The 11,548-nt window shown below is 58.7% G+C and carries 13 protein-coding genes; all 13 read right to left on the bottom strand.

Annotated features, from left to right (window positions below):
- Nucleotides 1-357: GTP-binding protein (locus G518_RS0122075; RefSeq protein WP_028604398.1), on the bottom strand; the 357-nt coding region annotated here is incomplete at its 3' end.
- A gap of 240 nt (nucleotides 358-597) precedes the next feature.
- A complete protein-coding gene (gene fusA, locus G518_RS0122070) occupies nucleotides 598-2,706 on the bottom strand; it encodes an elongation factor G (protein WP_028604397.1) in 2,109 nt (702 codons plus the stop codon).
- Nucleotides 2,707-2,817: 111 nt separating this feature from the next.
- A complete protein-coding gene (gene rpsG / locus G518_RS0122065; RefSeq protein WP_028604396.1) occupies nucleotides 2,818-3,288 on the bottom strand; it encodes a 30S ribosomal protein S7 in 471 nt (156 codons plus the stop codon).
- 174 nt (nucleotides 3,289-3,462) lie between these two features.
- Complete coding sequence (rpsL, locus tag G518_RS0122060; protein ID WP_028604395.1) at nucleotides 3,463-3,840, bottom strand: 30S ribosomal protein S12; 378 nt, start codon at nucleotides 3,838-3,840, stop codon at nucleotides 3,463-3,465.
- Nucleotides 3,841-4,057: 217 nt separating this feature from the next.
- Nucleotides 4,058-5,224, bottom strand: coding sequence for a D-alanyl-D-alanine carboxypeptidase family protein (locus tag G518_RS0122055; protein WP_028604394.1), 1,167 nt, complete (start codon nucleotides 5,222-5,224; stop codon nucleotides 4,058-4,060).
- A 38-nt stretch (nucleotides 5,225-5,262) separates the two neighbouring features.
- Nucleotides 5,263-5,901 carry an alpha/beta hydrolase gene (locus G518_RS0122050; protein ID WP_028604393.1) on the bottom strand — a complete coding sequence of 213 codons (639 nt, stop codon included), beginning with the start codon at nucleotides 5,899-5,901 and terminating at the stop codon, nucleotides 5,263-5,265.
- Nucleotides 5,902-6,055: 154 nt separating this feature from the next.
- Nucleotides 6,056-6,397 carry a (2Fe-2S) ferredoxin domain-containing protein gene (locus tag G518_RS0122045; protein WP_028604392.1) on the bottom strand — a complete coding sequence of 114 codons (342 nt, stop codon included), beginning with the start codon at nucleotides 6,395-6,397 and terminating at the stop codon, nucleotides 6,056-6,058.
- 84 nt (nucleotides 6,398-6,481) lie between these two features.
- Nucleotides 6,482-6,901, bottom strand: coding sequence for a hypothetical protein (locus G518_RS0122040; RefSeq protein ID WP_028604391.1), 420 nt, complete (start codon nucleotides 6,899-6,901; stop codon nucleotides 6,482-6,484).
- Nucleotides 6,902-6,981: 80 nt separating this feature from the next.
- Nucleotides 6,982-7,656 (bottom strand): carbonic anhydrase, encoded by a 675-nt coding sequence (locus tag G518_RS0122035; protein WP_028604390.1) that lies wholly within the window; start codon nucleotides 7,654-7,656, stop codon nucleotides 6,982-6,984.
- Nucleotides 7,657-7,684: 28 nt separating this feature from the next.
- On the bottom strand, nucleotides 7,685-8,530 hold the full coding sequence (locus tag G518_RS0122030; protein ID WP_028604389.1) for a peptidylprolyl isomerase: 846 nt from the start codon (nucleotides 8,528-8,530) through the stop codon (nucleotides 7,685-7,687).
- A gap of 39 nt (nucleotides 8,531-8,569) precedes the next feature.
- On the bottom strand, nucleotides 8,570-9,301 hold the full coding sequence (narI, locus tag G518_RS0122025) for a respiratory nitrate reductase subunit gamma (protein WP_028604388.1): 732 nt from the start codon (nucleotides 9,299-9,301) through the stop codon (nucleotides 8,570-8,572).
- Nucleotides 9,298-9,996: a nitrate reductase molybdenum cofactor assembly chaperone gene (narJ, locus tag G518_RS0122020; protein WP_028604387.1), complete on the bottom strand. Its 699-nt coding sequence runs from the start codon at nucleotides 9,994-9,996 to the stop codon at nucleotides 9,298-9,300. The genes narI and narJ overlap by 4 nt, the downstream gene beginning before the upstream one ends.
- A 14-nt stretch (nucleotides 9,997-10,010) precedes the next feature.
- Nucleotides 10,011-11,534 (bottom strand): nitrate reductase subunit beta, encoded by a 1,524-nt coding sequence (gene narH, locus G518_RS0122015; RefSeq protein ID WP_028604386.1) that lies wholly within the window; start codon nucleotides 11,532-11,534, stop codon nucleotides 10,011-10,013.
- Between the last annotated feature and the right edge of the window lie 14 nt (nucleotides 11,535-11,548).

Genomic DNA, 11,548 nt, shown 5'->3' with positions numbered 1-11,548 from the left:
GTGCTCACGCGTTTGGGGCATAGGGCCGTCAGCGGCCGAGCACACCAAGATAGCGCCGTCCATCTGGGCAGCGCCGGTAATCATGTTCTTAACGTAGTCAGCGTGACCGGGGCAGTCCACGTGAGCGTAGTGGCGGTTAGCCGTTTCGTACTCAACGTGTGCAGTGTTGATCGTAATGCCACGCGCTTTTTCTTCTGGCGCTGCATCAATCTGGTCATACGCTTTGGCTTCGCCGCCAAATTTACGAGCCAACACGGTCGCAATTGCGGCCGTCAGGGTCGTCTTACCATGGTCAACGTGACCAATGGTGCCCACGTTTACGTGCGGCTTGGTGCGTTCAAACTTTGCTTTTCCCATTTCAAAACTCCATGTAAAGAACAAATGCCCGTGCGTGTTTAACGTCTCCAGCACCAGGGCCGCCACGGGCAGCTCCCCTACGCCTCACAGCGTTGCCAAAGACAAATCTATTCGATCAACCTCAACCAACCCAACCAACGCCCCTCTGATTCGAGGGCACCCGCGGAGCTGGCTTTGCCAGTCCGCTAGGTGCGCCCCCCTACCAGGGGGGAGGCAGCTATGCCGCCTCAGGGGGTGGGATTACTTGGCGCGAGCCGCCACAATGGCTTCAGCGACGTTCTTCGGCGCTTCAGCGTAGTGCTTAAACTCCATGGTGTACGTAGCGCGGCCTTGTGTGGCTGAGCGCAACGTGGTGGAGTAGCCAAACATCTCGGACAGAGGAACCTCTGCCTTGATAGCTTTGCCACCGCCAGCCATGTCGTCCATACCTTGCACCATGCCGCGACGGCTGGACAGATCGCCCATCACGTTACCGGCATAGTCTTCAGGCGTTTCCACCTCAACAGCCATCATGGGTTCCAGGATGACCGGCGTGGCGCGACGGGCTGCTTCCTTGAAACCAAAGATAGCGGCCATCTTGAACGCTTGTTCGGACGAGTCCACGTCATGATAGGAACCGAAGGTCAAACGAACCTTGACATCCACCACTGGGTAGCCGGCCAGAACACCAGAATGCAACGCTTCTTCCACGCCCTTTTGCACGGCAGGAATGTATTCGCGAGGCACCACACCGCCTTTGATTTCGTCAACGAACTCAAAGCCCTTACCAGGCACCTGCGGCTCCAGCGTGAAGACGACGTGACCGTACTGACCCTTACCGCCCGACTGACGCACGAACTTGCCTTCGACATCGGTGACAGTCTTGCGCACGGTTTCGCGGTAGGCCACTTGAGGTTTGCCCACGTTGGCTTCGACGCCGAACTCACGCTTCATACGATCGACCAGAATCTCCAGGTGCAATTCACCCATGCCGGAGATGATGGTCTGACCAGATTCTTCGTCTGTACGCACGCGGAAAGATGGATCTTCAGAAGCCAGGCGTTGCAAAGCAATGCCCATTTTCTCTTGATCAACCTTTGTCTTGGGTTCGACGGCCTGCGAAATCACAGGCTCAGGGAACACCATGCGCTCCAGCACGATGGTGGAAGTTGGATCGCTCAGCGTTTCACCGGTGGTGACGTCTTTCAGACCCACGCAAGCGGCGATGTCGCCCGCAACGATCTCTTCGATCTCGATGCGGTCATTGGCCATCATCTGCACGATACGGCCGATGCGTTCTTTCTTGCCCTTGACGGTATTGATCACCGTGTCGCCCTTCTTCAGCACGCCCGAATAGACACGCACGAAGGTCAACTGGCCGACGAACGGGTCGGTCATGAGTTTGAAAGCCAGCGCGGAGAACTTTTCAGTGTCATCAGCGTGACGGAGAACAATTTTCTCTTCGTCATCGGCGTCGGTGCCACGCACAGGTGGAATATCCACTGGCGAAGGCAGGAAGTCGATCACGGCGTCCAGCATACGCTGCACACCCTTGTTCTTGAACGCGGTGCCGCACAGCATTGGCTGAATCTCGGTGGAGATGGTCCGAGTGCGCAGGCCCAGCTTGATTTCTGCCTCGGAGAGGTCACCCTCTTCGAGGTATTTGTTCATCAGCTCTTCGCTGGATTCAGCAGCAGCTTCGACCATGTTCTCGCGCCACTTCTTGGCATCCGCAACCAGTTCGGCCGGGATTTCCGCGTAGTCGAATTTCATGCCCTGGGAAGCTTCGTCCCAGAAGATGGCCTTCATCTTCAGCAGATCAACAACGCCTTTGAAGTTCTCTTCAGCGCCAATAGGAATCACCACCGGAACGGGGTTAGCCTTCAGGCGGACCTTCATCTGGTCATAGACCTTGAAGAAGTTAGCGCCGGTACGGTCCATCTTGTTGACGAACGCGAGACGTGGCACTTTGTATTTGTTGGCTTGGCGCCATACAGTTTCCGACTGTGGCTGCACGCCACCCACGGCGCAGTACACCATGCAAGCGCCGTCAAGCACGCGCATGGAACGCTCCACCTCAATGGTGAAGTCCACGTGGCCGGGGGTATCAATAATGTTGAAACGGTGCTCGGGGTAGGACAGGTCCATACCCTTCCAGAAGCAGGTCACGGCAGCCGAGGTAATGGTGATGCCGCGCTCTTGCTCTTGCTCCATCCAGTCGGTCGTGGCCGCGCCGTCATGCACTTCGCCCAACTTGTGGTTCACGCCGGTGTAAAACAGAATGCGCTCGGTAGTCGTGGTCTTGCCAGCGTCGATGTGTGCCGAGATACCGATGTTGCGATAGCGCTCGATGGGGGTTTTGCGAGCCATGATGGATCCTTGTGGAGTTGGGCGTTGAGCGTTCGGCGTTCAGCGCAAAAAACAACGGGCCACCAGGCCCGCAGCACGCTCAACGCAATGCGCCGAACGCTGAACCGAAAATCAGAAGCGGAAGTGGCTGAATGCCTTGTTGGCTTCAGCCATGCGGTGAACTTCGTCACGCTTTTTCATGGCGCCGCCACGGCCTTCATTGGCCTCCAGCAACTCGTTAGCCAAACGCTGAGCCATGGATTTTTCGCCACGCTTGCGGGCGGCTTCCTTGATCCAGCGCATCGACAGAGCCAGGCGACGCACAGGGCGCACTTCGACCGGAACCTGGTAGTTCGCGCCACCAACACGGCGGGATTTGACTTCCACCATTGGCTTGACGTTGTTGATAGCGGTCACGAAAAGTTCCAGCGGGTCTTTACCGGCTTTCTTTTCCATGTTTTCGAGCGCGCCATAAATGATGCGCTCAGCAACCGCTTTTTTGCCGCCTTCCATGATCACGTTCATGAACTTGGAAAGCTCGACATTGCCGTATTTTGGATCCGGCAGAATTTCACGTTTAGGGACTTCGCGACGACGTGGCATGTTTCACCTCATATTGCTTCAGTTGATGCCCGGCCAGTCCTATTGACTCGAACACCGCGCAGATCATTAAAAAACCTGCACTTACTCGACCTTTGTTCAAGGTCACTACGCTTGACTGAAGGGCCAAAGCCCGATTCAAGCACCGAAAAATGACAAAAGCGCTTAAAAAGCCGATCAGGCTTTCTTGGGCCGCTTGGCGCCATACTTGGAACGCGACTGCTTGCGGTCTTTCACGCCTTGCAAATCGAGCGAACCGCGCACGATGTGATAACGCACACCTGGCAAATCCTTTACACGGCCACCGCGCACGAGCACAACACTGTGCTCCTGCAGGTTGTGACCTTCACCGCCGATGTACGAGATAACCTCGAAACCGTTGGTCAGGCGCACTTTGGCAACTTTACGAAGAGCCGAGTTAGGCTTCTTAGGCGTCGTGGTGTACACACGGGTGCACACGCCGCGACGCTGCGGCGAGTTTTGCATCGCGGGGCTCTTGGATTTCGATTTCTCGACTGTCCGGCCCTGACGCACCAATTGACTGATGGTTGGCATTGAAAAAACGTCCCTAAACGTCTGGAAAAACCAAAGGCGCCGCCCGGCCCAAAAACCTGGCAGCGCACGCGTGAACTTCTCTCCCCGGGCCCCTTAAAGAATCTATTAAGAGAGCCTCATTGAAGGAAAAAAGCCTTAAATTTCCCGCCCCAAAATGCGGGAAAGCCTTAAAGTATAGCCCGTATCGGGATATCCCGCAACGGGGAGCGGCTGCGGATTACTTGATCCACAAGCGCATGGCATCCCATACCCGGCCCACGAAGCCAGCTTCTTCCACCCCTTCCAGGGCGATAAGAGGCACTTCAAGGAGCAACTGCTCGCCCTGCTTCACCTTTAGAGTAGCGACAGGCTGCCCCTGCTTGAAAGGCGCAATCAGCGGCTCAGGGCGCGCGATCTCGGTCTTGACCTGCCCGGCAGTACCCGCAGGCACGGCTACCACGATGGGCTCAGTGCGACCAAGCTTCAACTCGCTGGCCTTGCCTTTCCAGACTTGCGGCGTGGCCACAGCCTGGCCGGCATCAAACAGTTTGATGCCTTCATAAGCAGTGTAGCCCCAGTTGAGCAGCTTCTGCGATTCGCTGGCGCGCGCGCTTTCGCTGGCAGCACCCAAAACCACCGTCAGCACACGACGTGCTCCCATATTGGGGAAATCGCGCTTGGCGGTGGCCACCAGGCAATACCCGGCCGCATTGGTATGTCCAGTTTTCAGGCCGTCTACAGTGGGATCGCGGTGCAGCAGGGGGTTGCGGTTGGTGTCGTTGCTGGCGGGCGTGCCGGGATAGTGGTATTTTTTGATGGAGTAGTAACGCGCGTCATCAGGAAAATCGTGCAGCAGGCGCATGGACAAGGTGGCCAGGTCGCGCGCAGTGGTGGTGTGCCCGGCTTCGGTCAGACCTTCTGCGTTCTTGTAGGAGGTGTTCTTCATGCCCAACGCTTTGGCCTGATCGTTCATCATCTGCACAAAGCGCTCAACCGTACCGCCAACCCCTTCGGCCAACGCCACAGTGGCGTCATTGCCGGACTGAACAATCATGCCCTTGATCAAATCTTCGACAGGCACCTGCATCTTGGGATCGATGAACATGCGCGAGCCTGGCATTTTCCAAGCCCGGTGGCTAACCGGCAGCGTTTGGCTCAAGCTGATTTTCTTGGCGCGCAGTGCATCAAACACCACGTAGGCACTCATCAACTTGGTGAGCGATGCCGGTTCGACCTGGGAGTCAATGTCTTTGGACCCCAGGATCTGGCCAGCAGAAACGTCCATCACCAGCCAGGATTTGGCCGCCACTTCGGGCGGCTGGGGAAGCTGCGAAGACTGAGCGACTGCGGTGAGCGCCAGAGTGGAAAAAGCCAATGCGGCGATCGTCTTGAAAAATCGATTCATGAGGGGGAAAAGCGCAAAAAAGGAGAGAAAAGCCGCTTTCAGGCGCGCACATGGCGCGCAACCAGCGTCTTGAGCAACGGCAATTGGCCGTGAAAAAAGTGTTCGCCCCCGGGCACCACAGTCACTGGAAGCGATTGCGGACGCGCCCAGTCGAGCACAGCGGCCAAGGGCACGGTGTCATCCTGTTCGCCATGGATGACCAGGGTTTGCGGATGCAGATCAGTATGGACGGGGTCGGCATTGAAACGCGACACCGCGGTACCAACCAGTACCGCGCTGGCGATCGGGCGGACGAGTCGCAGGCGCTCAAGAGCGCACGCGGTGACAAACGCACCAAATGAGAAGCCCGCCAGAGCCAACGGCTGGTCTGAGGGGGCCTGGGCCCCCACGACCGAGAGCAGGTCATCCAATTCGCCGCGGCCTTCATCGTAGGTGCCGGCGCTCGCACCGACCCCCCTGAAGTTGAAACGCACCGCGCGCCAGCCGCTTTGAACAAAAGCGCGCGCGATGGTCTGCACGACCTTATTGGTCATGGTGCCGCCAAATTGCGGGTGGGGATGAGCCACCACGACAGTTCCGAGCGGGGTCTGAAACAGATCGGGTGACGGCGTATCCAGCACCGCCTCTATGGCTCCGACAGGGCCGGAGAGGGTCAAGGATTGGGTTTGGGCATTCATTTAGCTATTTAAAGTATAGCAGCTTGCGTAAACAAGGCTTAAGAAATGCCCGGCGGGGTGGGTCTGCGTCGGTACCGGAGTGAATTTCGTGGCCCGAGCGCCTTACGGTGAAACCGGGCCTCAAGGCGCGGTCAGGCCCAGACTCAAAGCGAATTCAGCGGCCCAGATGAGGCGGCGTCAGCAAGCGCTCGACCACCACTCCGTTTGCAAGGTGGGACTCAACAATTTCCTTGATATCTGCCTTGTCAACATACGAATACCAGACAGCTTCCGGATACACCACTGCCACGGGGCCTCCGGCACAGCGGTCCAGGCAACCCGCTTTATTGACCCGCACCTTGCCAGCGCCGGACAGCCCCTGCTTCTTGACCTCTGACTTGCAGTAGTCGAACGCCTCCTGGGCATCGTGGTCGGCGCAGCAGGAGTCACCATTCTCGCGCTTGTTCAGGCAAAAGAATATGTGGTGCTGATAATACGAAGGATCGGGGGCAGTCATGGGCTCGCATTCTAGGACGTCTTGGGAATATTCTGACCCACGCTGCCCCAGGCATCGCCAGCGATCCGAATGCCGGGAATGGTTTTAACCAAACTGCACCGGCGTGCCGGACCGGTCAAATGCGATGCTTTGGCCGAACACGCCTGCACGGATGGATTCCGTCATGCGCTGCAGTGGGGCATGCGCATCCTCGCTAGTGGGTACCCGTCCGCCGGGACCTGACATGGCTGCGACAAACACCATCACCCACTCCTGGTCAGGAGCGCTCACGGAGGCCGCTTCCGACAGCAGCATAGCGAATGATTCCAGCTCATGCGCGCCCTTGTCTACGCACATCATAGGAACCAGGGCGCCGCCCCGCCCTGCGGCGAAGCCGGCCCGTTGCGCTGGTGTAGCGTCATCCGGGAGCTCTACGCTGGCAAACACAAGCAACAGGCGTTGCGGGTCAGTCTGCGAACGGGCGGCACGCAGCAAGTCGTCGAAATGAGAAAGGGATAGATTCATGATGCTGCTTGAATGTAGAGAAAACTAGTGGAAAGGAACGGGGCTCCAGAACGATTTGGCAGGAAATAGGTCTGCCTGCCTCAATCGGACAAAATTTGTCCGTCGTGCTCCACATAGGGGTGATAGGGCCCAGTGCCGCTGTTGGAGGCCGTGGAGGCCGCCACGAAACCACCTGCCTTGACGTCGAACACATGGACCTCCCCTTCCTCGATAACGTAATGCCACCCGTGGAGGCTGATGCTCCCGGCCTCCACCCGGCTTCGAACCATGGGATAGTCCATGAGCCGCTCCAGCTGCAGAACCACGGCTCGTTGCTCGGTACGGCGCAGGGCCTCTGGACTGGCTTGGACTGGTAATACGGCCTCGCGGCCGAGATCCAGCCATCGCTGGAGATTCCGGGCTTCCGGGGACACATCGCTGTACATCGCCTTGATTGCGCCGCAATGACTGTGCCCACACACGATGATGTGGCTGACATGCAGATTGAGGACAGCAAACTCAATGGCAGCGGCGGTTCCATGATGGCCTTGTGAGCCGTCGTAGGGAGGCACGAAAGCGCCCACATTGCGCACGAGGAACAATTCGCCTGGGCCCGCGCCAGTGAGCAGATAAGGCACCAGGCGGGAATCCGAACAACCGATGAACAACGTGGTCGGGTGCTGCCCCTCATCCACCAGCGCGCGAAATTGCTGGCGATATTGAGGAAACGCATCTTCGCGGAATCGACGAAGCCGCTGCAGCAAGTCGTCAGTCATGAAGGTCTTCAACGCCGATCATGGCTCGTTATTGCACCAGCGGTGAGTCCGAGCCTTCGAGTTGTACGCCTTCTATGACGGCTTCGCTCGCCAGCAGTGGCAAATACTGCCGCAATGCGTTCACCCACGCCCGTTGCCGCAATGTGAGCGCCACGGCACCCTGCACCAGCTCGAACGGCGGCAGGTGGCCAGACTCCCGTTCCAGGACCTCAACCACATGCAAGCCAAAACGGCTGTGTACCAGACGGGACAACACGCCAATCTCTGCTGATCCGAACAGTTCGCGGGCGAACTCTTCAGCGCAATCACCACGTGCCAACCACCCGAGCTCGCCACCTTGTTGTCCGCTGGGGCAGTTCGACCACTCGCGCGCGGCGGCCGCGAACTTCACGCCTCCATCCTCCGCACAACGCAATGACAGCAGCAAGGCCTCAGCACGCCCACGCAAGGCCTGCACATCCACGCCCGGCGTCACGGCATACAGCACGTGGCGTACACGCACGCGCTCACCTTGGCGATGCTGAGTATCGTTGGCCTCGTAATACCGCCTGCACGCCTCTTCCGAGGGTTCGAGCACTTCCAACTCCTGCTCGAGCAAGGACTCGATGGCTTGCGTCGCCGCCTGGCTCGTGGCCCCATCTGCGCTCGCAAGGTCGTCTTGCGCCAGCAACCCTTTGCGTTGAGCGGCCTGGCGCAACAGTTCGGTGCATGCGCGTTGGCGCAACGTCTCTTCGTCTGGTTGCTCGCCTTGCGCATGCAAGGCTATGCCGTTCACATGGGCGACGGGGCGGGCAGTGATCTCAGGCATCGTCGCAGCGTTTGAAGCGCAGCCGCAGGTACCGGCTCCGCCTTGGCTTCCACATCCGTGATTCATGATGTTTTCCTTCCTCAAGGGCAATTCATTGGCAGCGCATCAGTGAGCGCGGCGATCCGCGCTCTGGCTGCGCTGGGGAACGTTCAGCCGGCGCGCACGCACCAACTGATAGGGACGCAGCACATACGCCAGCGTGGCAAAACCGCTCCACACGTGCACCAACCGAGTGAACGGGAAAATCAGGAACACCGTCATCCCCAGGAACATGTGCAGCTTGAAGACCCAGCTCGCTTCGGCCAACAGCTCCACGCCGCCTGGGCGGAACGTGACGACATGCTGTGCCCAGCCGGCGAGATTCATCATCATGCCGCCGTCAAGATGCTGCGCCGACAGTGGAATGGTGGCCAGGCCCAGAAGCAGTTGCACCCAGAGCAGCACCAGAATCAGGATATCGCTGGTCCTGGAAGTGGCTCGGATGCGCGCATCAAACAACCGGCGGTGCAGCAAGATGCTGAGGCCGATGAAGCCCAACACGCCTGCAACGCCACCGGACACCATGGCCATGAGCTGTTTGTGCTCTGCACTGAGGAATGGCTCATACATGAAATGCGGCGTAAGCATGCCGAACGTATGCCCAAACAACAGGAACAGCACGCCGATGTGAAACAAATTGCTCCCCCAGCGCAGGCTGCCGGTTCTCAGCAGCTGCGAGGAGTCGCTTTTCCAGGTGTACTGGTCGCGATCAAAGCGCACCCAGCTTCCAAGGAAGAACACCGTCAGGCAAATGTAGGGATAGATGCCAAACAGCAGAGTGTCGATCCAGGCGTTCATCGTGAGGCTCCTTGTTGTGGTCTGGTGCGTTCAGTGCGCACAAAATGCATGGGCTGCGGCTGATCGGGTCGGCTCTGGCCTCGGCTGCTGCAACCGTCAAAGGCCGCTGGCTCGCTCCATACCTCATCCAGGTCCGGCTCCGGCGCCAACTCGACGGCCTGCACTCGCTGGCCCGCCACTTCCAGAACTGCGGCCACCACGCTGGCATAGGGACTCTCACGCCCCAGCAGCGCGCTGAACAAGGCGTTCAGGATGTGTGCCATTTCACTCAGGAATTCGCTCGCTACTTCGGGCGGCTGGGTGGAAGCAAACTCCAGCACCACCGGAAGATGGTCAGGCAATTCTGGCGCGCTGAACTGCAGCCCGGCGCGTTCATAGGTCTGAAGCAAGTCGATCAGCGCCGGACCTCGGTCGCGGGAATCACCGTGTACGTGTTCGAACAGGTGGAGCGAGGTCTGGCGACCCCGGTCGAACAGGTCCACATACCGCGCTTCGGCTTCCATGGGTGCCAGCGTTGTGATCTGGCGGCACAGGGCTTCAATCTCATTCAGCCGGCGTGGAGACAGCGCCCCTTCGAGCTGAAGAGCGTCCACCAGTTGCGGCAGTACAGCGCGCAGTTGCGCATCAGGGTAAGTCAGCAGACAACCCAGGGCGCGCAAAGTCAGGCGCACAGATTCAGGGTGTGGTTGGAACATGGTTCTTATCTCCTTTAGACCGCAGCCTTTATGGGAATGGTGCGCGGCTTCTTGCCACCAAACATGCTCACTTCAGAGCTACCGTCCGAACATCCGTTGCCGAAAGTGAAGCCGCAGCCACCGCGCATATCGAAGGTGTTTTCTGCGTACTCACGGTGCGTGGAAGGGATCACAAAGCGGTCTTCATAGTTGGCGATGGCCATCACGTGGTACATGTCCTCGACCTCGTGCACAGTGAGCCCCGCCTGCCGCAGCACATCCAGGTTCTGGCGCTGATCCACGTGCACGCCACGCTGATAGGTGCGCATGGCCAGCATGCGTTCAAGAGCGCGCACCACGGGAGCGGTGTCTCCTGCGGTGAGCAAATTGGCCAGGTATTGCACCGGAATGCGCAACTGCGTCACGTCTGGAATCTCACCGTTCAAGCCCACGTGGCCAGCATTGGCCGCCGCCGTGATGGGCGACAGCGGCGGCACATACCAAACCATGGGCAGCGTGCGGTATTCAGGGTGTAAAGGCAGAGCCACTTTCCAATCCACAGCCATCTTGTAGACAGGGCTGTTGCGGGCTGCCTCCAGCCATGTCTCGGGGATACCGTCGAGACGTGCCTGCTTGATGACCTCAGGGTCGTGCGGGTCCAGGAACAGATCGAGCTGCGCCTGGTAGAGGTCTTTGTCGCGCTCCACACTGGCTGCTTCCTGAATGCGGTCAGCGTCATACAGGAGAACGCCGAGGTAGCGAATACGGCCTACGCAGGTTTCCGAGCAGACCGTAGGCTGGCCAGCCTCAATGCGGGGGTAGCAGAAGATGCACTTCTCGGCTTTGCCGCTTTGCCAGTTGTAATAGATCTTCTTGTAAGGGCAGCCCGATACGCACATGCGCCAGCCGCGGCACTTGTCCTGATCGATCAGCACAATACCGTCTTCTTCACGCTTGTAGATCGAGCCCGAAGGACACGACGCCACACAGGCCGGGTTCAGGCAGTGCTCGCACAGCCGCGGCAAGTACATCATGAAGGTGTTCTCGAACTGGCCGTAGATGTCCTTCTGGACGTCTTCGAAGTTCTTGTCCTTGCTGCGCTTGCTGAACTCACCGCCCAGAATTTCTTCCCAGTTCGGACCCCATTCGATCTTTTCCATCCGCTTGCCAGTGATCAGGCTGCGTGGACGGGCTGTGGGTGGAGCCTTCGACTCGGGGGCTGATTGCAGATGGTCGTAGTCGAACGTGAAGGGCTCGTAATAGTCGTCGATCTGCGGCAAGTTTGGATTGGCGAAGATGCGCATGAGCATCTTCCACTTGCCTCCCTGGCGGGGGGCAATGGAGCCATCCGCGTTGCGTGTCCAGCCACCGTTCCAGCGGTCCTGGTTTTCCCATTCCTTGGGATACCCAATGCCGGGCTTGGTCTCCACGTTGTTGAACCAGGCGTACTCAACGCCGGGCCGGCTGGTCCAGACGTTCTTGCAGGTAACGGAACAGGTGTGGCAGCCAATGCACTTGTCCAGGTTCAGCACCATGCCTATCTGTGCGCGAATTTTCATCGTGTTCTCCTTCT

It is taken from the genome of Ottowia thiooxydans DSM 14619, from assembly GCF_000422885.1.
In the GTDB taxonomy this organism is placed as follows: Bacteria; Pseudomonadota; Gammaproteobacteria; order Burkholderiales; family Burkholderiaceae_C; genus Ottowia; species Ottowia thiooxydans.
The sequence above is the reverse complement of the archived record's forward strand: the minus strand, read 5'-3'. Positions and strand labels throughout refer to the sequence as shown.